Here is a 26,546-nt window from a genome sequence, read left to right as displayed (position 1 = left end):
CCGCCGCACGTCGATGTCGCATTCTCGCTAGCCCCGGCCCCGCCCGGCCGCCGATGCTGAGGGGGTGCACGAGGACTTCGAGCGCTGTGTGCGCGCCGTTCAGTCGAAGGACTCCCGTTTCGACGGGTGGTTCTTCACCGCGGTGCTGACCACGCGCATCTACTGCCGGCCCGGCTGCCCGGCCGTGCCGCCCAAGCCGCGGAACATGACCTTCTACCCGAGCGCGGCCGCCGCCCAGCAGGCCGGGTTCCGCGCCTGCAAGCGCTGCCGTCCCGACGCCGCCCCCGGATCCCCGCGGTGGAACGAGCGGGCGGACCTGGTGGCCCGCGCGATGCGGCTGATCGCGGACGGGGTGGTCGACCGGGACGGTGTGCCCGGGCTGGCGGCCCGCCTCGGCTACAGCACGCGCCAGGTCGAGCGGCAGCTGCGCGCCGAGCTGGGGGCCGGGCCGCTGGCCCTCGCCCGGGCGCAGCGGGCGCAGACGGCCCGCCTGCTGGTCGAGACCTCGGCACTGCCCATGGCCGACGTCGCCTTCGCCGCCGGCTTCAGCAGCATCCGCGCCTTCAACGACACCGTGCGCGAGGTCTTCGCGCTCACCCCGACCGAGCTGCGGACCCGGGCCGCCCGCCGGCGCCACCGCGCCCCGGCCGCGGACGTCTCCGGGTTGCTGACGCTGCGGCTGCCCTTCCGGGCGCCGCTGTGCCCCGACAACCTCTTCGGGCACCTCGCCGCGACCGCCGTGCCGGGCGTCGAGGAGTGGCGGGACGGCGCGTACCGCCGCACGCTGCGACTGCCGTACGGCCATGGGATCGTCGCCCTGCGGCCCGGGTCCGACCACATCGTCTGCCGGCTCTCCCTCACCGACTGGCGGGATCTGTCGCACGCGATCAGCCGCTGCCGTCGGCTGCTCGACCTGGACGCCGACCCGGTCGCCGTGGACGGGCTGCTGCGCGAGGATCCGCTGCTCGCGCCGTACGTGGACAAGCACCCCGGCCGCCGGGTGCCGAGGACGGTGGACGGCGCGGAGTTCGCGGTCCGCGTGGTGCTCGGCCAGCAGGTGTCGACGGCGGCGGCGCGCACCCTGGCCGGGCGCCTGGTGACGGCCCACGGCGAGCCCGTGGCCGACCCCGAGGGCGGGCTGACCCACCTCTTCCCGGCGCCCTGGACGCTGACGGCCCTGGATCCGGAATCCCTGGCGATGCCGCGCAGCCGGCGGGCCACGCTGGCCGCGCTGGTGGCGGCGCTCACCGAGGGCGGCCTCGACCTGGACGTCGGCAGCGACTGGGAGAAGGCGCGGGAGCGGCTCACCGCGCTGCCCGGCTTTGGCCCATGGTCGGTCGAGGCGGTCGCGATGCGGGCGCTCGGCGACCCGGACGCCTTCCTCCCCACCGATTTGGGTGTACGGCTGGCCGCGGAAAAACTGGGCCTCCCGGGCACCCCCGCCGCCCTCGTCCGGCGGGCCGCGGCCTGGCGGCCGTGGCGCGCGTACGCCGTCCAGCACCTGTGGGCGACCGGCGACCACCCGATCAACGTCCCCCCCACCGAAGGAGCCTGAAGCACGCTCATGTCTGCTCGCACACACACCCTCATCGACAGCCCGGTCGGCCCGCTGACCCTGGTCGCGACCGACGGCGTCCTGTCCGGTCTCTACATGACGGGGCAGCGCCACCGGCCGCCGGAGGAGTCCTTCGGCGAGCGCCACGACCCGGCCGGGTCCCCGTTCGCCCGGGCCGCCGAACAGCTCGGGGCCTACTTCGCGGGCGAGTTGACCGCCTTCGACCTGCCGCTCGACCTGCGCGGCACCCCCTTCCAGCAGCGCGTCTGGGCGGGTCTGCGGGCCATCCCGTACGGCACGGTCATGACATACGGTCAGCTCGCGGACAAGCTCGGCAGCCCCGGTGCGTCGCGCGCCGTCGGGCTCGCCAACGGACGCAACCCGGTCGGCGTCATCGTGCCCTGCCATCGCGTGGTCGGCGCCTCCGGCGGCCTCACCGGATACGGGGGCGGGCTGGAGCGCAAGCGCTACCTACTGGACCTCGAACTCGGGTTGACATCTCATATGTGAGATACTCTCTCCTCATGGGAGACGACTACCTCGCACGCATCGGCAAGCTCATCCGTGACGCCCGCCAGCACCGGGGCTGGACCCAGTCGCAACTGGCGGAGGCTTTGGGAACCAGCCAAAGCGCGGTGAACCGTATTGAACGCGGGAACCAGAACATCAGCCTTGAGATGATCGCCCGAATCGGTGAAGCACTCGACAGCGAGATCGTCTCTCTCGGCTACGCGGGCCCCATGCATCTGCGCGTCGTCGGCGGGCGCCGGCTCTCCGGCTCCATCGACGTCAAGACCAGCAAGAACGCGTGCGTCGCGCTGCTGTGCGCCACGCTGCTGAACTCCGGGCGGACCACCCTGCGCCGCGTCGCGCGGATCGAGGAGGTCTACCGCATCCTGGAGGTGCTCAACAGCGTCGGCGTGCGCACCCGCTGGATCAACGACGGCAACGACCTGGAGATCGTCCCGCCCGCCCGCCTGGAGCTGGACGCCATGGACACCGACGCCGCCCGCCGCACGCGCAGCGTCATCATGTTCCTCGGCCCCCTGATGCACCGCACCGACCGCTTCCGCATCCCGTACGCGGGCGGCTGCGACCTCGGCACCCGTACCGTCCAGCCGCACATGACCGCCCTGCGCCACTTCGGCCTGGAGGTCACCGCCACCAGCGGGATGTACCACGCCCGGGTCACCCCCTCGGTGGCCCCGCGGCGGCCGATCGTGCTGACCGAGCGCGGCGACACCGTGACCGAGAACGCGCTGCTGGCCGCCGCCCGGCACGACGGGGTCACCGTCATCCGCAACGCCAGCTCGAACTACATGGTCCAGGACCTGTGCTTCTTCCTGGAGGAGCTGGGGGTGCGGGTGGACGGCATCGGCACCACCACGCTGACCGTGCACGGCGTCAAGGACATCGACCGGGACGTGGACTACGCGCCGTCGGAGGACCCGGTGGAGGCCATGAGCCTGCTGGCGGCGGCCGTGGTCACCGAGTCCGAGCTGACCATCCGCCGAGTGCCGGTGGAGTTCCTGGAGATCGAGCTGGCGGTCCTGGAGGAGATGGGCCTGGACCACGAGCGCTCGCCCGAGTACCCCGCCGACAACGGCCGCACCCGGCTGATCGACCTCACGGTGCGCCCCTCCAAGCTGCGCTCCCCCATCGACAAGATCCACCCCATGCCCTTCCCGGGCCTCAACATCGACAACGTGCCCTTCTTCGCGGCCATCGCCGCCACGGCCCAGGGCTCGACCCTCATCCACGACTGGGTCTACGACAACCGCGCCATCTACCTCACCGAGCTGACCCGGCTCGGCGCCAACGTCAAGCTGCTGGACCCCCACCGGGTCCTCGTCGAGGGACCCACCCGCTGGCGCACCGCCGAGATGATGTGCCCGCCGGCCCTGCGGCCCGCCGTGGTGACCCTGCTGGCGATGCTCGCCGCCGAGGGCACCTCGGTGCTGCGCAACGTGTACGTCATCAACCGCGGCTACGAGGAGCTGGCCGAGCGGCTGAACTCCATCGGGGCGCAGATCGAGACCTTCCGCGACATCTGACCCGTCCCGCCCCTCCCGGCCGGGAAACCGGCTACTCCCCCGCAAGGCGGCCGTGATAGTCATGCTCCGGGCCGCGATCATGGCCCATGGGGGAGGAACCGCCAGGCCAGGAGGGGGTCTGCAAGGTGACGGTCGGAGGGGGTCCCGCGAGCGGGACGGTGGACGGGGGCACGAGGAGCGGATCGGCGTTCTCGCTGAGACGCTGGGCGCCGCGTCCCGTGGCGCGGCTGAGCCCGGCACAGGGGAACCCGCGGCTCGCACGACTGCTCGCGGCGGCCAAGGCGGCCGACTGGCCGGCAATGCGCGAGGAGCTGTCGGCGGTGGCCGACGACGGCGAGCGCGGCTGGCTGATCGCGAACGCCACGGAGGTCGCGGGCTACGAGCAGTGGATGCCCAAGGCCGTCGAGAACGAGCCCGATTCGGGCCTGGCGCTGCTGGTGGCCGGTGCCCGTCAGGTCGCCTGGGCCTGGGAGGCGCGGACCGGACTGCGGGCCAAGCACGTCTCGCGTGAGCAGTTCCGGATCTTCCACGAGCGCCTCGAGGTCGCCGAGGACCTGCTCTACCGGGCCGCCGAGCTCGAACCCGGCTGGGCGTCCCCCTGGTACTTCCTGCAGATGTCGGCGCGGGGGCTGCAGCTGGGCCAGGACATCTCCCGTCTGCGCTTCGAGGCCGCCGTCCGGCGGTTCCCGGAGCACCTGGGCGCGCACCAGCAGCAACTGCAGCAGGTCTGCGCGAAATGGGGCGGCTCCCACGACGAGATGCACGCGTTCGCGCGCGCGTCCGTGCGGGGCGCCCCCGAAGGCAGCGTGCTGGGCGTGCTCGTGGCGGTCGCACACCTGGAGCACTGGCTCGACCTCGACGGCACCACCGACAGCGCGTACATGCGGCGGGGCGACGTCGTCGCGGAACTGCACGCGGCCGCCGACCGCTCGTACCGGCACCCCGCGTACGGAGAGCCGGTCAGCCGGCTGGGCACCCTTAACACCTTCGCCCTGGCCTTCACCCTGGCCGGCGAGAAGAAGGCGGCCGCGGCGGCCTTCACCGCCACCGGCGGACTGGTCACGGAGTTCCCGTGGCAGTACCTCGACGGCGACGTCCCGGTCTCGCCCTACCGCACCATGCGGTTCCGCGCCGGACGCCCCTGACCGCCCCGCGCCCCGTTCCCCGTCCCGCGCTCCGCCCGGAAGGCCTTCTCGGTGTCCCAGTCCCCGTCAGCGCACACGTTCCAGGTCGACCTGCGCGGCCTGGTCGACCTGCTCTCCCACCACCTCTACTCCAGCCCCCGCGTCTACCTGCGGGAGCTGCTGCAGAACGCCGTCGACGCGATCACCGCCCGGCAGGCGCTCCAGCCCGGCGCCCCGGCCAGGATCACCGTGCGGACGGGGGACACGCTCAGCGTCACCGACACCGGTGTCGGGCTGAGCGAGGCCGACGTGCACACCTTCCTCGCCACCATCGGGCGCAGTTCCAAGCGCGCCGCCGACGGCGAGCTCGAGGCCGCCCGCGGCGACTTCATCGGCCAGTTCGGCATCGGCCTGCTGGCCTGCTTCGTGGTGGCCGACGAGATCACCGTCGTGAGCCGGCCCGCGACCGCCCCCGGGGCCCCCGCCGTCGAGTGGCGCGGCCGCTCGGACGGCAGCTACACCATCCGCACGCTCCCGCCGGACGCGCTGCCCGAACCGGGCACCCGTGTGACGCTGACGCCGCGCGCGGACGGCACCGAGTGGACGCGACCCGACCGGGTGGTCTCCCTCGCCCGGCACTACGGCAGCCTGCTGCGGCACGAGGTGACCGTCGTCGACCCCGGCGGCGGCACCACACGGATCAACGACACCGCGCCCTGGGAGCGCCGCCACGGCTCCCCGCTGGCCCGCCGCGAGGCACTGGCCGAGCACTGCCGGACGACGTTCGGCTTCACCCCGCTGGACACCATCGACCTCGACCTGCCGGTCGCCGGGCTGCGCGGGGTGGCCTACGTCCTGCCGACCGCCGTGAACCCGTCGGAGCGGGCCGGGCACCGGGTGCACCTGAAGGGCATGCTCCTCTCGGACCGGGCCGCCGAACTCCTCCCGGAGTGGGCCTTCTTCGTCCGCTGCGTCGTGGACGTCACCAGCCTGCGCCCGACGGCCTCCCGCGAGGCGCTGTACGAGGACGAGACGCTCGCTGCCGTCCGTGACGCCCTGGGCGCCCGCATCCGCGACTGGCTGACCTCGCTCGCCGCGAGCGACCCGGCGCTGCTCCAGCGCTTCATCGACAGCCACCACCTCGCCGTCAAGGCCCTGGCCCGCTACGACGACGAACTGCTGCGCATGCTGCTGCCCTGGCTGCCCTTCGAGACCACGGACGGCAACGTCACCCTGGAGGAGTTCTCCCGAACCCACCGCACGGTGCTGGTCACCCGCAGCGTCGACGAGTTCCGGCAGGTCGCCCCCATCGCGGCGGCGGCCGGACTCGGCGTCGTAAACGGCGGTTACACCTACGACCGGGACCTGGTGCACCGGCTGCCCGAGATCCGGCCCGGCACCACGGTCACCGATCTGGACCCGGCCACCGTGACCGCGCACCTCGACCCGGTCGACTCCGCGGCCGAACTCGCCGCCGCCTCCTTCCTGGCGGTCGCCCGCGAGGTCGTCGGCCAGTACGACTGCGACGTCGTCCTGCGCGCCTTCCAGCCGGTCACCGCCCCCGCGCTGCTCCTGGACAACCGCGAGGCGCGCCACGAGCGCACCCGGGCCGGTCTCGCGGAGGACAGCGACGGGCTCTGGGCGGACATCCTCGGCTCGCTCCGGACCGAGGCGCCGCGGGCGCAGCTCGTCCTCAACCACCTCAATCCGCTGGTGCGCCGGGCCGCCACCGTCACCGAGCGCGGGCTGGCCCTCACCACGGCCGAGGCCCTGTACGGGCAGGCGCTGCTGCTCACCCGCCGCCCTCTGAAGGCGTCGGAGAGCGCGCTGCTGAACCGCGCCTTCATCGGCCTGCTCACCCACGCCATGCACGACCAGGACACCCCCGCGTCCGGGCCGGACGCCAAGGAGCACTGATGCTGGACACCCCCGAGGCCGTGTTCGAGGCGCTCCGCGAGAACAACGAGCGCCCCTACGGAACGCCCCGCACCGTGACCGCCGAGGAACTGGTCGAGGCGGCCGAGCAGTTCGAGGAGAAGGACGTCCTCGTCACGGCGCTGCTCGAACTCATGTCGGCGTACGAGTACGCCGCCGAGCACCGCAAGTCGCCGGTGGCCTTCGCCCGGATCCTGAAGCTGTGGGAGGAGGTGCCCGGCTCCTTCAGCGAGTGGGAGGCCCGCCAGGTGCTGTGGCGCCACAAGTGGGTGACGACCTCGCTGCTCCAGGTCCCGGACGTCCCGCTGACCGCGGTCCACGGGTGGGTCGGCCAGATGGGCGAGCGCTACCGCGCGGCCGGCGAGGGCCTGCAGCCGGTGGCCGCCATGCGGCACCGGATCGCCGCCCACACCGGCGCCGACCGCGAGGCGGCCTGGGATCTGTGGGTCACCCGGCGCCGGGAGCGCCTGAGCGACTGCGAGGCCTGCGAGACCCGCCACCAGGCACTGCACCACCTCGCCTCGGGCGACGACGAGCGGGCCCTGCGGACCTGGGAACCGGTCCTCGGCGGTGGCCAGAGCTGCGAGGAGGAGCCGGGGGTCAGCCAGGCCCACGCCCTGCTGCCGCTGCTGCGCCTCGGACGCGCCGACGAGGCCCGCTCCCACCACCTGACGGGCTACCGGTCCGCCCGCGGGCGGATCGGCATGGCGGAGGAGGTCGGTCTCCACCTGGAGTTCTGCGCGCTGTCCGGCAACGAGGGCCGGGCGCTGGAGATCCTCGCGGAGAACCGCCCGCTCTTCGACACCACCGGGGCGCCGCTGTCGCTGCTGGGCTTCCTCACCGGCGTCCAGGTGCTGACCGGGCGTCTGGTCGAGGACGGGTACGACGAGACTCCCGTAGCCGGGCCGCTGGGCCGCGGCTGGACGGCGCGTGAGCTGCTGGACCATGTGCGCGAGCAGGGTGACGCCCTCGCCGCGGCCTTCGACCGGCGCAACGGGACCGGCACGGTCGGAGAGCGCCGCCGCGCCCGGCTCGCCGGGCGCCCCCCGCTCGCCGAGCCGCTGCAACTCGGCCTGCGTACCGCGGGCGTACCGTCCCGCGTGGCCGGAACCGCGGTGCCGGCCCCTGCGAGGCCCGTGCCGGACGTCCCCGAGGACTTCGTCGAACTGGTCGAGCGGGCCCGTGAGATGGCCGAGGCCGCCCGCCCCGGCGATGAGGTGCTGTGGCGGCGGATCGCCGGACGCATCGAGGCCGCGGACCATGTCCACGACCCCCGGCTGGGACCGGAGGAGCGGCTGCGGGGCGAGCTCGCGGAGCAGCGCGCCTTCGCCTCCTCCCAGGACGAGAGCCGCGAGGAGGCCAGGGCGGCGCTCGCCGAGGCACGCGAGCTGTTCGCCCGGGCCGGCATGCCCGAGCGCGTCCTGGCGACCCGGGCGCGGCTGGCCTCGGTGGGCGTGGAGCCCGGCCCGGAGGCCGTCGAGGCCCGGGCGGAGCTGGACACCGTGCTGGCGGAGGCGCGCGCGCTGGCGGACGAGGACTCCACCGCCGCCCGGCTCGCCTACTGCGTCGTCCTGCAGTGCCGCGCCTTCCTCGCGCACACGGAGGCGGCGGACGCCCTGCCGGACGTCCCGGCGGAGCTGCGCGAGCGCTTCGAGGCGGTCACGGCGGAGGCCCTGGCGGAATCGGCGCGGCTCGGCGTCCCGGAACGCACCGTCAACACCCGGGTGTACGTCGCCGATCTCGCGGCGCGCTCCGGGGACCTCGACCGGGCCGCGCGGGAGCTGCGGGCCGCGCTGGAGGCCGCCGAGGCGGCCGGGACGCCTTGGCGCACCACGCGTCCGCGGGGTCTGCTCGGCCAGATCCTGCTCCAGCAGCACCGCGCCGAGGAGGCCGTGGAGCAGCTGCACGCCGCGCTCGCCTCGGCCACCGCCCACGGCGACACCGCGTTCCCGGTGGCACGCACCCACGCGCTGCTCGGGCACGCCGCCGCCCACGCGGGGGACCTGACCTCCGCAGTGCGCCATCTGTCAGAGGGCGCCGCGCGGCTGGACCGCGAGGGCGACCCGTCCGGCGCCGCCGGGATACGGGTGGAGCTGGCGGAGGTACTCGCCCGCTCCGACCGGCAGGCGGACGCCGTCGCCGTGCTGGAGTCACTGGTCTCCGACGAGGCGGCCGCCGGCCTGGACGAGCGGGCGCTGGCCCAGGCCCGGCTGCTGCTGGCCCGGGGCCTGCGGGAGCTGGAGGAGCACCGGGCCGGCGCCGAGCAGTTCCTGCTGCTGGCCGACGCCGTCGAGCCGTGGGAGGAGCAGTTCACGCACACCCTCGTCGCCTCCGAAGCCGCCGTCGCCCTGCTCGAGGCGGGCCGCGACGAGGCGGCGCGTACCGCGTACGACCGTGCCGTCGCCTCGCACGCGAAGGCGCCGAACCCCCACGCGGTCGCGGAGATGATGCGCATCTTCGCCGTGTACGCCACGTCGGCCGACGAGGCGGACGGGGCCGGCGGCCTGGAGACCGCCCTGGAGCACCTGCGGGCGGCGGAGGAGGTGCTGGCGGCCGTCGCCGAGGACGACGAGGAGGTCGCCCTCTGGTACGAGCAGGGCGCCACGCACTACCAGCGCGGCCGGGCCTATGCCGCCGCCGAGCGCTTCCCCGAGGCCCTGGCCGAGCTGGAGCGGGCGATCGCCGCCCACGACCGGGGAGGACCCCAGGGCGAGGCGCCGCGCGCCGAGGCCGTCCGGGTCGCCGCCCTGGTCGAGGCGAACGGCCTGGGCCGGCGCGACGCGGCCGTCTCGCGGCTCGGCGCCGCCATCACCCGGTGCAGGGCGGCGGGGCTCGACCACGCGGTCGAGATCCTCTCCCACGTGCGGCAGGAGGTGTCGTCGCGCCGCGGCGGCTGACCCCCGCGGTACGAACGTGGCGACCGCCCTCGCCGGGCGGTCGCCGTTCGTGCGGAGGGGGGACACCGGCACGGGGGCCGGCCCGGACCGCGGGTCAGGTGAGCACGGCGAGGCCGTCGAGTTCGACCATGGCCTCCTCGTCCCACAGGCGGGTGATGCCGATGACCGCCATCGCCGGGTAGTCCCGGCCGGCCAGGGCGCGCCAGATGCGGCCCAGTTCGGGCGCGTGGTCGCGGTAGGCGGCGACGTCGGTGGTGTGGACGGTGAGCCGGGCGAGGTCCGCGGGGGTGCCGCCGGCCGCCTCGAGTGCCGTGAGCAGGTTGATCAGGGCGTGCTCGAACTGGGCGGGGAGCGTGTCGCCGACGACCTTGCCCGCGGAGTCCAGCGCGGTCTGGCCCGCGAGGAGGACGAGGGTGCGGCCGGTGGCGGTGACGGCGTGGCTGAACCCGGTGGGCGGGGAGAGCTCGGGCGGGTTGATCCGGTGCAGGGTCATGCGAACAGCTCCTTGGCGATGATCGACCGCTGGACTTCGGTGGCGCCTTCGTAGATACGCGGTGCGCGGACCTCGCGGTAGAGGTGTTCGAGCAGATGCCCGCGCTCCAGGGCGCGGGCCCCGTGGATCTGGACGGCGGAGTCGACGGCGTACTGCGCGGTCTCGGTGGCGAAGAGCTTGGCCATGGCGGAGCTGCGGGCGGTCCCGGGGGCGCCGCAGTCGTAGGCCGCGGCCGCGGCGTAGACCAGCAGGCGGGCGGCCTCGGTGCGGGTGGCCATCTCGGCGAGGGTGTGGGAGACGGCCTGGAGGTCCTTCAGGGGCGCGCCGAACGCCGTGCGCGAGGCGGCGTGGTCGGTCGCCGCGTCGAGGGCGGCCTGCGCCATGCCGACGGCGAAGGCGCCGACGCTGGGACGGAAGCGGTTGAGGGTGGTCATCGCGACGCGGAAGCCCCGGTCGCGCTCCCCGATGACGTCGCGTTCCCCGACCGGTACGGCGTCGAAGCACAGCCGTCCGATGGGGTGCGGAGAGAGCATGTCGAGGTGTTCGCCGGTGAGCCCCGGACGGTCGGCGGGGACCGCGAAGGCGGTGACGCCGCGGGCGCCGGCGCCGGGGGTGGTCCGGGCGAAGACCGTGTAGAGGTCGGCTTCGGGGGCGTTGGAGATCCAGCACTTCTCGCCGGTCAGCCGCCAGCCGCCCTCCGGCGCGGGTTCCGCGGCCAGTTCCAGGGCGGCGGCGTCCGAGCCGGCTCCGGGCTCCGTGAGCGCGAAGGCCGCGACGGCCTCGCCGGAGACGATCCGCGGGATCCAGCGGGCGGCCAGCTCCGGGGAGTCCAGCAGCGGGTGGGCGCCCAGCCCCTGGAGGGCGAGCGCGGTCTCGGCCTCGGTGCACTCGCGGGCCAGGGACTCCCGCAGCAGGCACAGCTCGAGGGCGGTGCCGGGGAAGAGCCGGGCGAGCAGGCCGAGTTCGCCGAGGGCGGCGAGCAGGGGTCGGTTGACCCGCCCGGGTTCGCCGGACTCCGCCAGCGGCCGCAACCGCTCGGCGGCCCAATCGCGGACCTGCGCGCACCACTTGAGCTGTTCCGGATCGAGCGCGAACGATGCCACGCGGCACCTCCCGTATCGCGTACCGTTGACTGCCGTCACAAACACGTTACGCTGAATCCGTCCGCAACCAGGTGCCAACGAGGGGCGAACCCGCCATGGACCTGCTGCCATCAGCACACGTGGACACTTTCCCGCGGGATCACCTCCCGCCGCGTGACCAGTGGCCCGTCCTGACCCGAGACCTTCCCGAGCTGGTCTATCCCGACCGGCTCAACTGCGGCACCGAACTCCTGGCCGCGGGCGTGCCCGACGCGCCGTGCCTGCGCATGCCGGACGGCGAGGTCTGGTCGTACGCGGACCTGCGCGCCGCGGCCGACCGCATCGCGCACGTGCTCGCCGACGACCTCGGGGTGGTGCCCGGCAACCGCGTGCTGCTGCGCGGGCCCACCACGCCCTGGCTGGTGGCGTGCTGGCTGGCCGTCATGAAGGCGGGCGCCGTCGCGGTGACCGTGCTCGCGGCGCACCGCCCGCACGAACTGGCGACGATCTGCGAGATCGCCGCCGTCCGGCACGCGCTGTGCGACATCCGCTCGGTCGACGACCTCGCCAAGTGCGAGGCGCCCGGGCTGCGCATCGCCACATACGGCGGCGAGGCGCCGGACGACCTGCTGCGCGTCGCGGCCCGCAAGCCGGACTCCTTCACCCCGGTGGAGACCTCGGCCGACGACGTGGCGCTGATCGCCTTCACCTCCGGGACCACCGGACGGCCCAAGGGCTGCATGCACTTCCACCGGGACGTGCTGGCGATCGCCGACACCTTCTCCGCGCACATACTGCGGCCCACCGCCGCGGACGTGTTCGCCGGCAGCCCGCCGCTGGGCTTCACCTTCGGGCTGGGCGGGCTCGTCGTCTTCCCGCTGCGCGTGGGGGCGTCGGCGCTGCTGCTGGAGCAGGCCGGCCCCGAGCAGCTGGCCCGGGCCGTCGCGGAGCACGGGGTGACGGTGCTGTTCACCGCGCCCACCGCCTACCGGGCCATACTCGCCTCGCACGGCTCCCGCGACCTGTCCTCGCTGCGGCGCTGCGTGTCGGCGGGCGAGAACCTGCCCGAGGCGACCTGGCACGAGTGGCACGAGACCACGGGGCTGCGGATCATCAACGGCATAGGGGCCACGGAGCTGCTGCACATCTTCATCTCCGCCGCCGACGACGTGATCCGGCCGGGCACCACGGGCCTGCCGGTGCCCGGCTACCAGGCCCGGGTCGTCGACCCCCTGACGCTCTCCCCCGTCCCGGACGGCGACCCGGGGCTGCTCGCGGTGCGCGGCCCGACGGGCTGCCGCTATCTGGCGGACGAACGGCAGCGGGACTACGTCCGCGACGGCTGGAACCTGACCGGCGACACCTATGTGCGCGAGCCGGACGGCTACTTCCGCTATGTGGCCCGTGCCGACGACATGATCATCTCGTCCGGGTACAACATCGCGGGCCCCGAGGTCGAGGAGGCGCTGCTGCGCCACCCCGACGTGCGGGAGGCCGCGGTCATCGGTGTGCCCGACGAGCAGCGCGGTCAGATCGTCCGGGCCTTCGTCGTGCTGCGGGACGGCCCACCGCGCGACGAGCACACGATCGAGGCGCTGCGCGCCTTCACCCGCGAGGAGATCGCGAGCTACAAGTGCCCGCGAGAGATCGTCTTCCTGGACGCCCTGCCGCGTACGCCCACGGGGAAGCTGCAACGCTTCCGGCTGCGCGACCTACAGTGATCACGTGACCGAGCACACCCCCAGTTCGCTGATCGTGACCTTCTTCGGCGCCTACGGCCGGGCCGACGGATGGGACGGCCGGATACCCGTCGCCGGGCTGATCCGGCTGATGGGCGCGGTCGACGTGGACCCGCAGTCGGTGCGCTCGGCGGTCTCCCGGCTCAAGCGGCGCGGCCTGCTGGAGCCGGACCGCGTCGACGGCGCGGCGGGCTACGCCCTGTCCGGGGACGCCCGGCAGCTGCTCGCCGACGGCGACCGGCGCATATACGGTCACCCCGTCGGCGCAGCGGCCGGCGACGCATGGGTGCTCGCGGTCTTCTCCGTCCCGGAGAGCGAGCGCCACAAGCGGCATCTGCTCCGCTCGCGCCTGGCCCGGCTGGGCTTCGGCACCGCCGCGCCGGGCGTCTGGATCGCGCCCGCCCGCCTCCGCGAGGAGGCCCTGCACACCCTGCGCCGGCTGGGCCTCGACACCTATGTGGACCTCTTCACGGGCACCCACCTCGGCTTCGAGCCGACGGCCGCGGCGGTGCACCGGTGGTGGGACCTGGACGCCGTCGCCAAGCGCCACCACGCCTTCCTGGACGCCCACGAGCCCGTGCTGCGCGCCTGGGCCGCCCGGGAGGCGACTCCGCCGCAGGAGGCCTTCGCGGACTACCTGCGCGCCCTCGACTCCTGGCGCCGCCTCCCCTACGCCGACCCGGGCCTGCCGCCGGACCTGCTCCCGCCCGACTGGCCGGGCGGCCGCGCGGCGGCGGTCTTCGAAGGCCTGCACGCGCGGCTGCGCGACACGGGGGCGGAGTTCGCGCGGTCCCCCGACCCCACGACGTGACCGGCCTCCCCGGGTGATCGTTGGCGTAGGCACACGCCCGCACGGCGATCCAGGAGGGACGCGCATGTCGGCTCACCCCGGGCAGGGCCGCTCGACGGCGGGTGAGGCGGCCGTACTGGCCGCGTTCCTCGAACTCGTCGTGCCGGAGGGCTACCGCGCGGAACTGATCGAAGGAGAGATCGTCGTCGCCCCGCCGCCCGACGGCGACCACCAGGACGCGGTGGCCCGACTGGCTTGTGCGGTCGCCGCGGAGTCGGCCGCCGATCTCTACGTCGCGTTCACCAAGGGCCTGATCAGTCCGCTCGGACGATTCGTCCCCGACGCCGCCGTCGCCCCCACGGGGCACTTCAGGGGACAGCCGCCCTGGGCCGACCCGGCGGGAGTGGTGATGGCGGTCCGGGTGACGGCGGCGCGCCCGGCGAGGGACCGCGGCCCACGGCGACGCGGCTACGCGGCCGCCGGCATCCCCTTCTACCTGCTGGTGGACCGCACCGAGGGCACGGTGACCCTGTACAGCGAGCCGGACGCCGAGGACTACCGGCAGGACGTCCGTGTGCTGTTCGGCAAGGAGCTCGACCTCCCCGAGCCGTTCGCGTTCGCCCTCGACACCTCCGCCTTCCGCTGAGGCGGCCGCCCCCTCACACGTCCAGCGTGAGCCGGGGCCGGGGGGCGTCCGTGCGGCCCGTGGGCGGGCGGCGGCTGCCCGCCTGGTACGGGAGGGGCCAGGGGGCGCCGGGGCCGGAGTAGCCCTGTTCGGCGGCGGCGTGGAGCGTCCAGTTGGGGTCGTAGAGGTGGGGGCGGGCCAGCGCGCACAGGTCGGCGCGGCCGGCGAGGATCAGGGAGTTGACGTCGTCCCAGGAGGAGATGGCGCCCACGGCGATGACGGGTACGCCGAGCTCGTTGCGGATGCGGTCGGCGTAGGGGGTCTGGTAGGAGCGGCCGTAGTCGGGGGCCTCGTCGGGGACGACCTGGCCGGTGGAGACGTCGATGGCGTCCGCGCCGCGGGCGGCGAAGGCCCGGGCGATCTCGACCGCCTCGTCGGCCGTCGTACCGCCCTCGGCCCAGTCGGTGGCGGAGATGCGGACGGTCATCGGGCGGTCGTCGGGCCAGACCTCGCGGACGGCGTCGAAGACCTCCAGCGGGAAGCGCAGCCGCCCGGCCAGGTCGCGGCCGTAGGCGTCGGTACGCCGGTTGGTGAGCGGGGAGAGGAAGGACGACAGCAGGTAGCCGTGGGCGCAGTGCAGCTCCAGCAGGTCGAACCCGGCGCGGGCACCGCGCGCGGCGGAGGCGGCGAACTGCTCGCGGATCGCGGCGAGCCCGGCGGTGTCCAGGGAGTGCGGTACCTGGCTGACGTGGGGGTGGTACGGCAGCGGGGAGGGGGCCGCGAGCGGCCAGTTGCCCTCGGGGAGCGGCTGGTCGATGCCCTCCCACATCAGCCGGGTGGAGCCCTTGCGGCCGCTGTGGCCGAGCTGGAGGCCGATCGCGGCGCCGGGCCGGGCGTGCACGAAGTCGGTGACACGGCGCCAGGCGGACTCCTGCCCGTCGTTCCACAGTCCGGCGCAGCCGGGCGTGATCCGGCCCTCGGGGCTGACGCAGACCATCTCGGTCATCACCAGGCCGGCGCCGCCCAGGGCGCGGGCGCCGAGGTGGACGAGGTGGAAGTCGCCGGGGGTGCCGTCGGTGGCGGAGTACATGTCCATCGGCGAGACGACGACCCGGTTGCGCAGGGTCAGACCGCGCAGGGTCAAGGGGGTGAACATCGGCGGGGTGTCCGGCCCGGTGCCGAACTCCCGCTCCACGGACGCGGTGAACTCCGGGTCGCGCAGCCTCAGGTTGTCGTGGGTGACCCGGCGGCTGCGGGTGAGCAGGTTGAAGGCGAACTGCCGGGGCGGCTGGCCCGCGTACTGGTCCAGGGACTCGAACCACTCCAGGCTGGCCCGCGCCGCGCGCTGCGTGCTGGCGACCACCGGCTTGCGCTCGGCCTCGTACGCGGCCAGCGCCTCGGGGACGCCGGGCTGCTCGTGCAGGCAGGCGGCGAGGGCGAGGGCGTCCTCCATGGCGAGCTTGGTGCCGGAGCCGATGGAGAAGTGCGCGGTGTGCGCGGCGTCGCCGAGCAGCACGATGTTCCCGTGGTGCCAGCGCTCGTTGGCGACGGTGGTGAAGGCGATCCAGCGGGAGCGGTTGCCGCGCAGGCCGTGGCCTTGCAGGGCGTCGGCGAAGATCTTCTCGCAGCGGGCGATCGACTCGGCCTCGTCCAGCCGGTCCAGTCCGGCGCGCCGCCAGACGTCCTCGCGCATCTCGACGATGAAGGTGCCCGCGTCCGGCCGGTACGGATAGCCGTGGGCCTGCATCACGCCGTGCTCGGTCTCGGCGATCTCGAAGCGGAAGGCGTCGAGGACGAGGTCGGTGGCGAGCCAGATGTAGCGGCAGCGGTGCCCGGTGAGGGCGGGCCGGAAGACGGCGGCGTGGGCCGCGCGGGTGGCGCTGTTGGCGCCGTCGGCGGCGATGACGAGGTCGTGGTCGCGGGCCAGCCCTTCGGCGGCCGGGGCGAGTTCGCGACTGCGGACGGTCACGCCGAGATCGCGGCAGCGGTCGCTCAGGATCGCGAGCAGCGTGCGTCGGTCCACGGCCGCGAACCCATGGCCGCCGGAGGTGACGGCATGGCCGCGATGGTGCACGTCGATGTCGTCCCAGCGGGTGAACTCGCGTTCCAGGGCACGGAAGACGACCGGGTCGGCGTGCTCGATGCCGCCGAGCGTCTCGTCGGAGAGCACGACCCCGAAGCCGAAGGTGTCCTGCGGCGAGCCGCGGTCCCAGACGGTGATGTCGCGTTCCGGATCGATGCGTTTGAGCAGCGCCGCCGCGTACAGCCCGCCGGGGCCGCCGCCGATGATGGCCACCCGCACGGCTAGTGGCCCTTCCAGTTGGGGCTGCGCTTCTCGGTGAACGCGGCGTGGAACTCGGCGTAGTCGTCGCTGGTCATCAGCAGGGCCTGGGTCGCGGCGTCCATCTCCAGGGCGGCGCCGAGCGGCATGTCGAGCTCGGCGGTGAGCAGGGCCTTGGTCTGCTGGTAGGCCAGGGCGGGGCCGGCGGCCAGCCGCTTGGCGAGGGCGGCGGCGCTCGCGTCCGCCTGGCCGTCGTCGACGAGCTCGCTCACCAGGCCGATGCGGTCGGCCTCGGCGGCGCCGACGGTGTCGCCGAGCATGAGCAGCCGGGTGGCGTGCCCGAGGCCGACGATGCGGGGCAGCAGATAGGCGGCGCCCATGTCGGCGCCGGCGAGGCCCACCTTGGTGAAGAGGAAGGCGAAGCGGGCCGAGCGCTCGACGATCCGGAAGTCGGAGGCCAGGGCGATCACGGAGCCGGCGCCGGCCGCGACGCCGTGGACGGCGGCGACGACCGGGAAGGGGGCCTCGCGGATGGCGCGGACGACCTGGCCGGTCATGCGGGTGAAGTCCAGCAGCCCGCCCGCGCCCATGGCGAGGGTGGCGCCGATGATCTCGTCGACGTCGCCGCCGGAGCAGAAGCCGCGACCGGCCCCGGCCAGCACCAGGACGCGGGTGTCGCCGTGGTGCGGAAGCTCGGTGAGCAGGTCGCGCAGGTCGGCGTAGGCGCCGAAGGTGAGCGCGTTCAGCTTGTCGGGCCGGTCGAGGGTGACGGTGACGACGCCGTCGGCGCGCTCGACCCGCAGGTGCCGCCATTCCTCGGTACGGCCTGCGGAGCCTCGGTAGGGGCTCATGGGCACGTCCTCCTTCACGGGGGAGGCAGGCTTGCCAACACCGTGAAGTTATCACTCCTTCGTGACCGCCGTCACGAGTGCGCGATATGCGTGGCGCCTCACCCGCCGGTCAGCGTGGCGACGAGGACGGCCTTGATGGTGTGCATCCGGTTCTCGGCCTGGTCGAAGACGATGGACCGCGCCGACTCGAAGACCTCGTCGGTGACCTCGAGCGAGGTCAGCCCGTGCCGCTCGTGGATCTCCCGGGCGAGAGTCGTGCCCAGGTCGTGGAAGGCCGGCAGGCAGTGCATGAACTTCGCGTCGGGGCGGCCCGTCGCGCGCAGCACGTCCGCGGTCACGGCGTACGGCTTCAGCAGCGCGATCCGCTCGTCCCAGACCTCGGCGGGCTCGCCCATGGACACCCAGACGTCGGTGTGGACGAACTCCGCCCCCGCGACGCCCTCGGTGACGTCCTCGGTCAGGGTGACGCGGGCGCCGGTGGCGTCCGCGAGGCGCCGGGCCTCGGCGACGACCGCGTCGTCCGGCCACAGCCGCTCCGGGGCGACGATGCGCACGTCCATGCCGAGCAGGGCACCGGTGACCAGCAGCGAGTTGCCCATGTTGGAGCGGGCGTCGCCGAGGTAGGCGTAGGCGGTCTCGCCCAGCGGGGAGCGGGAGTGCTCGGCCATGGTGAGCACGTCGGCGAGCATCTGGGTCGGGTGCCACTGGTCGGTGAGGCCGTTCCACACCGGCACGCCGGCGTGGGCCGCCAGTTCCTCGACGACCTCCTGGCCGGTCCCCCGGTACTCGATGCCGTCGAACATCCGGCCCAGCACGCGGGCGGTGTCCTTGACCGACTCCTTGTGGCCGAGCTGGGAGCCCGCCGGGTCCAGGTAGGTCGTCGAGGCGCCCTGGTCGGCCGCGGCGACCTCGAAGGCGCAGCGGGTGCGGGTGGAGGTCTTGGCGAAGATCAGGGCGATGTTCCTGCCGTTCAGCCGCCGGACCTCGGTGCCCGCCTTCTTGGCCGCCTTCAGCTCGGCGGCCAGGTCCACCAGCCCGCGGAACTCCTCGGGGGCGAAGTCCAGCTCCTTGAGGAAGTGGCGGCCCGTGAGGTCGATGGCCATGGGGGCTCCTAGATCGCGGTCGGCCGGGTGCCGAACATGAGTACGCCGAACCATGGAAGTCTATACGAAGAAGCGCATCCTTATACAGTGCCGCGGGCCGGACCCGTCTGACGGCGGCCCGCGGCCCGTCGTCAGACGGGGTCCCGCTCGATGGGGCAGCTCATGCAGCGCGGGCCACCGCGGCCCCGCCCGAGTTCGCTCCCGGGGATCTCTATGACCTCGATGCCGCGCTTGCGCAGGAACGTGTTGGTGGTGACGTTGCGCTCGTAGGCCAGGACGACGCCCGGTTCCAGCGCGAGCACGTTGCACCCGTCGTCCCACTGCTCGCGCTCGGCGGAGTGGACGTCCTGGGTCGCGGTGAGCACGCGGATGTCGTCGAGGCCGAGGGCGGCCGCGATCGCCCGGTGCATGTGCTCCGGCGGGTGGTCGGTGACCTTCAGGTCGCGCTCCCCCGCACCGGGTTCGATGGTGTACGAGCGCAGCATGCCCAGGCCCGCGTACTTGGTGAAGGTGTCGCCGTCGACCATGGTCATCACGGTGTCCAGATGCATGAAGGCGCGGCGCTTGGGCATGTCCAGGGCCACGATCGTGGTGGCCGACCCGGCACTGAACAGGCGCTGGGCCAGCATCTCCACGGCCTGCGGGGTGGTGCGCTCGCTCATGCCGATGAGCACGGCGCCGTTGCCGATCACCAGGACGTCCCCGCCCTCGATGGTGGACGGGTAGGCCGCCTGCCCCTCGGACCACACGTGGAAGGAGCCGCCCGCGAAGAGCGGGTGGTGGCGGTAGATCGCCTCGTAGTGGATCGTCTCGTGCCAGCGGGCGGGCCAGCGCATCGCGTTGATGCTGACCCCGTCGTAGACCCAGGCCGAGGTGTCCCGGGTGAAGATGTGGTTGGGCAACGGGTTGAGCAGGAAGTCGTCCACGTCCATCACATGGAAGCGGACCGAGGTCGGCTCGGCGAAGCGCGCCAGGAACTCCCGCTTGGTCACGCCGCCGACCAGCGCCTCGGTCAGCTCGGCCGCGGACAGCTCGTCGAAGGCGGCGCGCAGGTGGTCGGTGACCACCGGGCCGTACTCCTTCTCGTGGAAGACCCGGTCCAGCACCATGCGCCGGGCCTCGGGCAGGGCCAGCGTCTCCCGCAGCAGGTCACCGAAGAGGTGCACGGCCACGCCCCGGTCGCGCAGCACGTCGGCGAAGCCGTCGTGCTCGGCGCGGGCCCGGCGCACCCACAGGACGTCGTCGAAGAGCAGGGCGTCCTTGTTCGACGGCGTGAGCCTTTTCAGCTCCAGGTCGGGGCGGTGGAGGATGACGCGGTGCAGCCGCCCTGCCTCGGAGTCCACATGGAATGCCATGGAGCTAGACATTCCCACTTGGCAAGGGTTTACCGCCAGGGAGGGGCGGGCACCCAGGTGCCCGCCCCCCACCCCTCACAGCCGGGGGTCCACCGGCTCGGACTCCAGGGCCAGGACGGCGAAGACCGCCTCGTGCACCCGCCACAGGGGCTCGCCCGCGGCCAGCCGGTCCAGCGCCTCCAGGCCCAGCGCGTACTCGCGCAGCGCGAGGGAGCGCTTGTGGCCCAGGGCCCGGGAGCGGAGCCTGGCCAGCTGGTCGGGCCGGGTGTACTCCGGTCCGTAGATGATCCGCAGATACTCCCGGCCGCGGCACTTGATGCCCGGCTGGACCAGGCGGTTGCCGTCCTCGGTGCGCACCAGGGCCTGGAGCGGCTTGACGACCATGCCCTCGCCGCCGGCCTCCGTCAGCTCCAGCCACCACCGGGTGCCGGCCGCCACGGACTCCTCGTCCGCGGTGTCGACCGTGATCCGGCGGGTCTCCTGGAGCAGCCCCGACGGGTCGTGCGCCACCAGCCGGTCGATCAGCCCCAGCTGCTCGCCGTGCGGGAGCGCGGCAAGGCTGCGGCCCTGGACGGCCAGGATCTGGAAGGGCGCGAGGCGCACCCCGTCCAGGCCGTCGGTCGTCCAGCAGTAGCGCCGGTACGCCTCGGTGAAGGCCGCGGCGTCCGCGGAGCGCCCACGCTGCCGCTCCAGCAGGCCCGCCACGTCGGTGCCGCGCGCGGCGGCGGCCTCCAGCGCGGCGAGGGCCTGCGGGAACACCGCGCCGGAGGCGGCGCCCACCGCGGCGTACTGTCTGCGCAGCAGGCCGGATGCCTTCAGCGACCAGGGCAGCAGCTCGGCGTCGAGCAGCAGCCAGTCCGTGCCGAGCTCCTCCCACAGCCCGGCGGCGGTGACCGACGCCCTCAGCCGGTCGAGGACCTGCTCGGTGACGGCCGGGTCGTCGAAGAACGGGCGGCCGGTGCGGGTGTGCAGGGCGCCCGTCACGCCGTCGGCCACCCCGAAGCGCTCGCGGGCCGTCGCCTCGTCTCGGCAGACCAGCGCCACGGCGCGGGAGCCCATGTGCTTCTCCTCGCACAGCACCTGGCCCACGCCGTCCGCGCGGTAGGCGGCGAACGCCTCGTGCGGATGCTCCAGATACCCCTCGAGCTGCGAGGTCGCGCAGGGCGACATCGTCGGCGGCAGGTACATCAGCAGGCGCGGGTCGACCGCGAAGCGGCTCATGACCTCCAGCGCGGCGGCCGCGTTCTCCTCGCGGACGGCGACCCGGCCCTGGTGCACGGTCTCCACGATCCGGCGGCCGGTGACGTCCGCGAGGTCGAGCGGCCGCCCGTCGTGGCCCCCGGGGGCCTCGGCGGCGAGCGGCTTGGCCGGCTCGTACCAGACCCGCTCGGCGGGGACGTCGACGATCTCGCGCTCGGGCCAGCGCAGGGCCGTCATCCGCCCGCCGAACACGGCGCCGGTGTCGAGGCAGATGGTGTTGTTGATCCACGAGGTGCTCGGCACGGGTGTGTGGCCGTAGACGACGGCGGCGCGGCCCCGGTAGTCCTCGGCCCACGGGTAGCGCACGGGCAGGCCGAACTCGTCGGTCTCGCCGGTGGTGTCGCCGTACAGGGCGTGCGAGCGGACCCGGCCGGAGGTGCGGCCGTGGTACTTCTCGGGCAGGCCGGCGTGGCAGACGACCAGCTTGCCGCCGTCGAGGACGTAGTGGCTGACGAGTCCTTCGATGAACTCGCGCACCTGCTCGCGGAAGGCGGGGTCCTTGGCGTCCTCCTTCTCCAGCTGCTCGATCGTCTCGGCGAGGCCGTGGGTGTGCTGGACCTTCTTGCCCTTGAGCCAGCGGCCCAGCTTGTTCTCGTGGTTGCCGGGCACGCACAGGGCGGTGCCGGCGGCGACCATGCCCATGACGCGGCGCAGCACGCCGGGGCTGTCGGGGCCGCGGTCGACGAGGTCGCCGACGAAGACGGCCGTGCGGCCCTCGGGGTGCGCGCCGTCGACGTAGCCCAGCTTGCCCAGCAGGGTCTCCAGCTCGGAGCTGCAGCCGTGGATGTCGCCGATGATGTCGAACGGGCCGGTGAGCTCGCGCTTGTCGTTGTAGCGGCGCTCCAGCACGACCTCGGCCGCCTCGACCTCCTCGACGCCGCGCAGGATGTGGACCTTGCGGAAGCCCTCGCGTTCCAGCTGCCGCAGGGAGCGGCGCAGCTCGCGCTGCTGGCGCTGCACGACGTGCCGGGGCAGGTGGGCGCGGTCGGGACGGGACGCGTTCCGCTCGATGCAGACCTGCTCGGGGACGTCCAGGACGATCGCGATGGGCAGCACGTTGTGTTCACGGGCGAGCCGGACGAGCTGACGGCGGCTCTCCTGCTGCACGCTGGTGGCGTCGACCACGGTGAGCCGGCCGGCGGCCAGCCGCTTGCCCGCGATGTAGTGCAGCACGTCGAAGGCGTCGCCGCTGGCGCTCTGGTCGTTCTCGTCGTCGCTGACCAGGCCGCGGCAGAAGTCCGAGGAGATCACCTCGGTGGGCTTGAAGTGGCGCCGGGCGAAGGTGGACTTGCCGGAGCCGGTGGTGCCGATCAGGACCACGAGGGACAGGTCGGTCACCGGGAGGGTGCGCTTGCCGGTCATGCGGACGTGACCTCCTTCGCGGTCATCGTGAAAACTGCCATCTGGGTCGGCGGGCCGACCTCCGGGTCGTCGGGGCCGACGGGAACGAACCGCACGTCGTAGCCGTGCCGTCCGGCCACCTGCCCGGCCCACGAGCGGAACTCCTCGCGGGTCCACTCGAAGCGGTGGTCGGCGTGCCGGGCGTGCCCGGCGGGCAGCGTCTCCCAGCGCACGTTGTACTCGACGTTCGGCGTGGTCACGACCACGGTCGCGGGACGTGCCGCGCCGAAGACGGAGTACTCCAGGGCGGGCAGCCGGGGCAGGTCGAGGTGTTCGACGACCTCGCTCAGTACCGCGGCGTCATAGCCCTTGAGCCGTGCGTCGGTGTATGCCAGGGAGCCCTGCATCAGCCGGACGCGGGAGGACTGCCGTTCGCCCATGCGGTCCAGCCGCAGCCTGCGCGCGGCCTCGCCCAGAGCCCGCGCCGACACGTCGACGCCGACGATCTCGGTGAAGCGGACGTCCTTGAGCAGCGCGCCGACCAGCTGGCCCTGGCCGCAGCCGAGGTCGAGGACCCGGCTCGCTCCGGCGTCGCGCAGCGCCGCCAGGATCGCCTCGCGTCGCTGCACCGCCAGCGGCAGCGGCTTCTCCTCGGTGTCCACCTCCTCGTCGACCGCGTTGTCCAGTTCCTCGGCCTCGCTGTCGTCGGCCTCGGCGAGCCGGGCGAGTTCCAGCCGCTCCATGGCCTGCCGGGTCAGCGACCAGCGGCGGGACAGATAGCGGCTGGTGATCAGCCGCTGCTCCGGGTGGCCGGCGAGCCATCCGTCGCCCATCCTCAGCAGTTTGTCGACCTCGTCGGGCGACACCCAGTAGTGCTTGGCGTCGTCCAGCACCGGAAGCAGCACATACAGATGCCGCAGTGCCTCGGACAGCCGCAGCTCGCCTTCGAGCACCAGGCGTACGTACCGCGACTCGCCCCACTCGGGGAACCGCTCGTCCAGTGCGACCGGTTCGGCCCCGACGGTCCAGCCCAGGGGCTCGAAGAGCCTGCGGACCAGGGCGGATCCGCCGCGCGCGGGCACGGCGGGGATCTCGATCCGCAGCGGCAGCGGCTGCGCCGCCCGCTCCGGGCGGGCGTCGCAGACACCCCTCAGGGCGCTGGCGAACACGGTGCGAAGGGCGACCGCGAGCAGCGACGAGGCCGCGTACGGACGGTCGTTGACGTACTGGGCGAGCGCGGAGTCGGGGGCACCGCCCCGGCCCTTGCCCCGGCCCCGCCGGACGAGCGCCACGGGATCGACCTCCAGCAGCAGCGCGGCGGTGCACTGTTGCTCGGACGCCATGGGGTAGAAAACGTGGGCGTCGCCGTAGGAGGTCGAGAAGACCTGGGCCTTCTCCGGATGCTTGTGCAGCAGGAAGCCGAGGTCCGTGGCGGGCGTACCGCCGCTGCCGGTGGTCGTTATCGTCAGGAACACCGCCCGAGTATCTCCCGGTCACCACGGCTCCGACCAGGGAATTTCCCCGGCCGCGGGGCAAGTGCGGAGACAAGGGCGGATATCTGCCCGGGGCCGACCCGGCAGCATCCGCCGATGAGCCGCGCCCCGGCCCGTTCCCAGTCGACCGCCCGTGCCGGGTCGAAGGCGGAGCCGCCTCGCCAGTCGCGGGCCCGCTCGTCCCAGGCCTCGCCGCTGTTGGGGTACACGACCACGGGCCGGTCCACGGTCGCTGCGGCCGTCTCCACCGCCTGGGCGGCGTCCGCGGGGTCGCAGCAGTTGACGCCGACGCCGATCACCGCGTCCGAATCCGCCGCGATCCGGAAGGCCGCCTCCAGCGGCTGGCCCGCCCGGGTCGTCTCCCCCGTGACGGTATAGCTCAGCCAGACCGGCACCCCGAGCCCGTCGACGGCCCTGAGCAGCGCCTCCGCCTCGTCGGTGTCCGGCACGGTCTCGAGCGCCAGCACGTCGGGACCGGCCTCCGCCAGCGTCTCGATCCTCGGCCGGTGGAAGCGCTCCAGCTCCGCGACGGTCAGCCCGTAGCGGCCGCGGTACTCGCTGCCGTCCGCGAGCATCGCGCCGTACGGTCCCACGGAGGCCGCCACCCACACGTCGTCGCGGTCGCGGGCGGCCGCACGGGCGAGGGCGACGCTGCGCCGCAGCAGGGCGGTCGCCTCCTCCCGTCCGATGCCGCGCGCGGCGAAACCCTCGTAGGTCGCCTGATAGCTGGAGGTGATGAGCACCCGCGCGCCCGCCCGCACATAAGCGGAGTGCGCCGCCTCGATCTGCTCCGGCGCGTCGGCGAGCAGCCGGGCCGACCAGAGCGCGTCGGACAGATCGCAGCCCTGGTCGGCGAGCTGGTTGGACAGGCCGCCGTCGAGGACGACGGGGCCCTCGGCGAGGGCCTGTGCCAGGGGCCGGCCGGGTGTCGCGGGCATCGCGGATGCTCCTTGCGGTGGTGTGCCGGGGTCAGCCGAGCTGCGACTGGACCTCGGAGGCGATCAGCTCCAGGTGCCCGAGGTCGCTCAGGTCCAGGATCTGCAGGTAGAAGCGGGTGGCACCGAGCTCGGCGTAGCGGCCGATCCTGTCGACGACCTCGGCCGGGGAACCGGCGAGGCCGTTGGCCTTGAGCTCGTCGACCTCGCGGCCGATGGCGGCGGCCCTGCGGGCGACCTCGGCGTCGTCCTTGCCGGCGCACACGACGAGGGCGTTGGAGTAGACGATGTCGTCCTTGCCCCGGCCGTGCTCCTCGGCGGCCTCCCGCACCCGGGTGAACTGCCGGGCGGTGTCCTCCAGCGAGCCGAAGGGCAGGTTGAACTCGTCGGCGTAGCGGGCGGCGAGCCGCGGGGTGCGCTTGGCGCCGTGCCCGCCGATGAGGACGGGGAGCTTCGCCTGGGCCGGCTTGGGCAGCGCGGGCGAGTTCTCCAGCGTGTAGTGGGCGCCCTTGAACTCGAAGGTCTCGCCGGCCGGCGTCTCCCACATGCCGGTGACGATGGCGAGCTGCTCCTCCAGCCGCGCGAACTTGTCCTTCGGGAACGGGATGCCGTACGCGGTGTGCTCCTCCGCGTACCACCCGGCGCCCAGGCCCAGCTCGACACGGCCGCCGGACATCTGGTCCACCTGCGCGACCTGGATGGCGAGGACGCCGGGCAGCCGGAACGTCGCGGCCGTCATCAGCGTGCCGAGCCGGATCCGCTTCGTCTCGCGGGCGATGCCCGCCAGGGTGATCCACGCGTCGGTCGGCCCCGGCTGACCGTCCACATCGCCCATCTTGAGGTAGTGGTCGGAGCGAAAGAAGGCGTCAAAACCGAGATCCTCGGTCGCCTTGGCGACCGAGAGCAGGGTGTCGTACGAGGCCCCTTGCTGGGGCTCGGTGAAGATTCGAAGATCCATGCTTCCATCCTGCACCTCTTCATTCAGATTCGATCGCCAACCGGTCACGTGTGGTGCTTCCTCGGACAGCGCACCCAAAGGGAGAATTCCCAATTCCGGGTACGCCGCGTCGGCTTACGAGGGAGAGGCATCAGAGACGGGGCCCGGGGCGGCGGCCGCAGCCATGGGCCGACCGGGACCCGGGCGAGCCTGAGCCGCCGCCCCGGCCACGCGCTCACGCGCCCTCCCGCTGCCGTGCCTCGACCGCCCGCAGCAGCACACCCACCCGGTCCTTGGACTCGTCGGCGGCGTCGACCGCCTCGATGCACTGCCAGTACTCCGTCGCGCTCTCGGCGGTGCAGGCCACCGAGACCAGGGCCATGCCCAGCTCCGACAGCAGCTCACGCAGCTCGCGCAAAGCCCCGGCCGGCTCGCGCACTTCGGTGAGCATGGCCGCACGCAGCGGGCCGGACGCGACCCCCGGCGGCCCCGTGGCGCCGCAGGCCCGGCCACCGGCCTCGCAGACCGCGAAACCCGGCGTCCGCAGCTCGGGCGCCCCGTGAAGGGCGAGATGGCTGCCGACGGCCTCCGCCAGCGCCTGCACCTGCCAGGCCTCCGCCATCAGCTCCCGCTCGGTCCCGCCGCTCTTCAGCGCCTCCCGCGTGGCCCGGATCAGCCGCACCGCGTCCATCGCAC

20 protein-coding genes are annotated in these 26,546 nt (G+C 73.6%); 9 read left to right on the top strand and 11 right to left on the bottom strand.

Annotated elements, in window-relative coordinates; all coding sequences use genetic code 11:
• Window positions 1–64 precede the first annotated feature (64 nt).
• The 6 genes from AB0F62_RS27035 to AB0F62_RS27010 all read left to right on the top strand — a co-directional run bounded on the left by AB0F62_RS27035 (window position 65) and on the right by AB0F62_RS27010 (window position 9,565).
• The gene (locus tag AB0F62_RS27035; RefSeq protein ID WP_361804370.1) at window positions 65–1,555 is read left to right on the top strand and encodes an AlkA N-terminal domain-containing protein; all 1,491 of its coding nucleotides are present in this window, start codon (window positions 65–67) and stop codon (window positions 1,553–1,555) included.
• A gap of 9 nt (window positions 1,556–1,564) precedes the next feature.
• Window positions 1,565–2,065 (top strand): methylated-DNA--[protein]-cysteine S-methyltransferase, encoded by a 501-nt coding sequence (locus AB0F62_RS27030; RefSeq protein WP_361804367.1) that lies wholly within the window; start codon window positions 1,565–1,567, stop codon window positions 2,063–2,065.
• A 14-nt stretch (window positions 2,066–2,079) separates the two neighbouring features.
• Window positions 2,080–3,609 (top strand): UDP-N-acetylglucosamine 1-carboxyvinyltransferase, encoded by a 1,530-nt coding sequence (locus tag AB0F62_RS27025; RefSeq protein WP_361804364.1) that lies wholly within the window; start codon window positions 2,080–2,082, stop codon window positions 3,607–3,609.
• Window positions 3,610–3,827: 218 nt separating this feature from the next.
• Window positions 3,828–4,754, top strand: a complete 927-nt coding sequence (locus AB0F62_RS27020) for a hypothetical protein (RefSeq protein ID WP_361804361.1) — start codon at window positions 3,828–3,830, stop codon at window positions 4,752–4,754.
• A gap of 51 nt (window positions 4,755–4,805) precedes the next feature.
• A complete protein-coding gene (locus AB0F62_RS27015) occupies window positions 4,806–6,650 on the top strand; it encodes an HSP90 family protein (RefSeq protein ID WP_361804358.1) in 1,845 nt (614 codons plus the stop codon).
• Window positions 6,650–9,565: a hypothetical protein gene (locus tag AB0F62_RS27010; protein ID WP_361804355.1), complete on the top strand. Its 2,916-nt coding sequence runs from the start codon at window positions 6,650–6,652 to the stop codon at window positions 9,563–9,565. Before AB0F62_RS27015 ends, AB0F62_RS27010 begins: the two co-directional genes overlap by 1 nt.
• A gap of 94 nt (window positions 9,566–9,659) precedes the next feature.
• Here AB0F62_RS27010 and AB0F62_RS27005 read toward each other — a convergent pair whose 3' ends face one another.
• Both AB0F62_RS27005 and AB0F62_RS27000 read right to left on the bottom strand, forming a co-directional pair.
• The gene (locus AB0F62_RS27005) at window positions 9,660–10,058 is read right to left on the bottom strand and encodes a RidA family protein (RefSeq protein WP_361804352.1); all 399 of its coding nucleotides are present in this window, start codon (window positions 10,056–10,058) and stop codon (window positions 9,660–9,662) included.
• Window positions 10,055–11,161 carry an acyl-CoA dehydrogenase gene (locus tag AB0F62_RS27000; RefSeq protein WP_361804349.1) on the bottom strand — a complete coding sequence of 369 codons (1,107 nt, stop codon included), beginning with the start codon at window positions 11,159–11,161 and terminating at the stop codon, window positions 10,055–10,057. Before AB0F62_RS27000 ends, AB0F62_RS27005 begins: the two co-directional genes overlap by 4 nt.
• A 95-nt stretch (window positions 11,162–11,256) precedes the next feature.
• Here AB0F62_RS27000 and AB0F62_RS26995 point away from each other — a divergent pair, with 95 nt between their 5' ends.
• From AB0F62_RS26995 to AB0F62_RS26985, 3 genes are all read left to right on the top strand, one after another.
• On the top strand, window positions 11,257–12,861 hold the full coding sequence (locus tag AB0F62_RS26995; protein WP_361804346.1) for an AMP-binding protein: 1,605 nt from the start codon (window positions 11,257–11,259) through the stop codon (window positions 12,859–12,861).
• Between the two features lie 4 nt (window positions 12,862–12,865).
• Window positions 12,866–13,690, top strand: coding sequence for a PaaX family transcriptional regulator C-terminal domain-containing protein (locus AB0F62_RS26990; RefSeq protein ID WP_361804343.1), 825 nt, complete (start codon window positions 12,866–12,868; stop codon window positions 13,688–13,690).
• Between the two features lie 64 nt (window positions 13,691–13,754).
• Complete coding sequence (locus AB0F62_RS26985; RefSeq protein WP_361804340.1) at window positions 13,755–14,315, top strand: Uma2 family endonuclease; 561 nt, start codon at window positions 13,755–13,757, stop codon at window positions 14,313–14,315.
• Between the two features lie 13 nt (window positions 14,316–14,328).
• Here the strand turns inward: AB0F62_RS26985 and AB0F62_RS26980 are convergent, their stop codons facing one another.
• From AB0F62_RS26980 to AB0F62_RS26940, 9 genes are all read right to left on the bottom strand, one after another.
• Entirely contained in the window at window positions 14,329–16,596 is a 2,268-nt protein-coding gene (locus tag AB0F62_RS26980) for a bifunctional salicylyl-CoA 5-hydroxylase/oxidoreductase (RefSeq protein ID WP_361804337.1), read from the bottom strand.
• 2 nt (window positions 16,597–16,598) lie between these two features.
• Window positions 16,599–17,426 (bottom strand): enoyl-CoA hydratase family protein, encoded by an 828-nt coding sequence (locus AB0F62_RS26975; RefSeq protein ID WP_361804334.1) that lies wholly within the window; start codon window positions 17,424–17,426, stop codon window positions 16,599–16,601.
• A gap of 98 nt (window positions 17,427–17,524) precedes the next feature.
• Window positions 17,525–18,529 carry an ornithine carbamoyltransferase gene (gene argF, locus AB0F62_RS26970; RefSeq protein WP_361804331.1) on the bottom strand — a complete coding sequence of 335 codons (1,005 nt, stop codon included), beginning with the start codon at window positions 18,527–18,529 and terminating at the stop codon, window positions 17,525–17,527.
• Window positions 18,530–18,660: 131 nt separating this feature from the next.
• Window positions 18,661–19,884, bottom strand: coding sequence for an arginine deiminase (locus AB0F62_RS26965; RefSeq protein ID WP_361804328.1), 1,224 nt, complete (start codon window positions 19,882–19,884; stop codon window positions 18,661–18,663).
• Window positions 19,885–19,959: 75 nt separating this feature from the next.
• Entirely contained in the window at window positions 19,960–22,506 is a 2,547-nt protein-coding gene (locus AB0F62_RS26960) for a polynucleotide kinase-phosphatase (RefSeq protein ID WP_361804325.1), read from the bottom strand.
• Window positions 22,503–23,960, bottom strand: a complete 1,458-nt coding sequence (locus AB0F62_RS26955) for a 3' terminal RNA ribose 2'-O-methyltransferase Hen1 (protein ID WP_361804322.1) — start codon at window positions 23,958–23,960, stop codon at window positions 22,503–22,505. Before AB0F62_RS26955 ends, AB0F62_RS26960 begins: the two co-directional genes overlap by 4 nt.
• On the bottom strand, window positions 23,951–24,916 hold the full coding sequence (gene mmuM / locus AB0F62_RS26950; RefSeq protein WP_361804319.1) for a homocysteine S-methyltransferase: 966 nt from the start codon (window positions 24,914–24,916) through the stop codon (window positions 23,951–23,953). Before mmuM ends, AB0F62_RS26955 begins: the two co-directional genes overlap by 10 nt.
• Window positions 24,917–24,947: 31 nt before the next feature.
• Window positions 24,948–25,871: an LLM class F420-dependent oxidoreductase gene (locus AB0F62_RS26945; protein ID WP_361804316.1), complete on the bottom strand. Its 924-nt coding sequence runs from the start codon at window positions 25,869–25,871 to the stop codon at window positions 24,948–24,950.
• 214 nt (window positions 25,872–26,085) lie between these two features.
• Window positions 26,086–26,541, bottom strand: a complete 456-nt coding sequence (locus tag AB0F62_RS26940) for a DUF6099 family protein (protein WP_361804313.1) — start codon at window positions 26,539–26,541, stop codon at window positions 26,086–26,088.
• Between the last annotated feature and the right edge of the window lie 5 nt (window positions 26,542–26,546).

The organism is Streptomyces sp. NPDC026673 (assembly GCF_040638135.1).
In the GTDB taxonomy this organism is placed as follows: Bacteria; Actinomycetota; Actinomycetes; order Streptomycetales; family Streptomycetaceae; genus Actinacidiphila.
This window is presented reverse-complemented; position numbering and strand designations above follow the sequence as displayed.

Coding starts and splice junctions, on each gene's coding strand:
- mmuM (WP_361804319.1), bottom strand. CDS start 24,916: ATGCCCGCGACACCCGGCCGGCCCCTGGCACAGGCCCTCGCCGAGGGC.
- AB0F62_RS26985 (WP_361804340.1), top strand. CDS start 13,755: ATGTCGGCTCACCCCGGGCAGGGCCGCTCGACGGCGGGTGAGGCGGCC.
- AB0F62_RS26965 (WP_361804328.1), bottom strand. CDS start 19,884: ATGGCATTCCATGTGGACTCCGAGGCAGGGCGGCTGCACCGCGTCATC.
- argF (WP_361804331.1), bottom strand. CDS start 18,529: ATGGCCATCGACCTCACGGGCCGCCACTTCCTCAAGGAGCTGGACTTC.
- AB0F62_RS26995 (WP_361804346.1), top strand. CDS start 11,257: ATGGACCTGCTGCCATCAGCACACGTGGACACTTTCCCGCGGGATCAC.
- AB0F62_RS27010 (WP_361804355.1), top strand. CDS start 6,650: ATGCTGGACACCCCCGAGGCCGTGTTCGAGGCGCTCCGCGAGAACAAC.
- AB0F62_RS27005 (WP_361804352.1), bottom strand. CDS start 10,058: ATGACCCTGCACCGGATCAACCCGCCCGAGCTCTCCCCGCCCACCGGG.
- AB0F62_RS26960 (WP_361804325.1), bottom strand. CDS start 22,506: ATGACCGGCAAGCGCACCCTCCCGGTGACCGACCTGTCCCTCGTGGTC.
- AB0F62_RS27030 (WP_361804367.1), top strand. CDS start 1,565: ATGTCTGCTCGCACACACACCCTCATCGACAGCCCGGTCGGCCCGCTG.
- AB0F62_RS26940 (WP_361804313.1), bottom strand. CDS start 26,541: ATGGACGCGGTGCGGCTGATCCGGGCCACGCGGGAGGCGCTGAAGAGC.
- AB0F62_RS26945 (WP_361804316.1), bottom strand. CDS start 25,871: ATGGATCTTCGAATCTTCACCGAGCCCCAGCAAGGGGCCTCGTACGAC.
- AB0F62_RS27025 (WP_361804364.1), top strand. CDS start 2,080: ATGGGAGACGACTACCTCGCACGCATCGGCAAGCTCATCCGTGACGCC.
- AB0F62_RS26975 (WP_361804334.1), bottom strand. CDS start 17,426: ATGAGCCCCTACCGAGGCTCCGCAGGCCGTACCGAGGAATGGCGGCAC.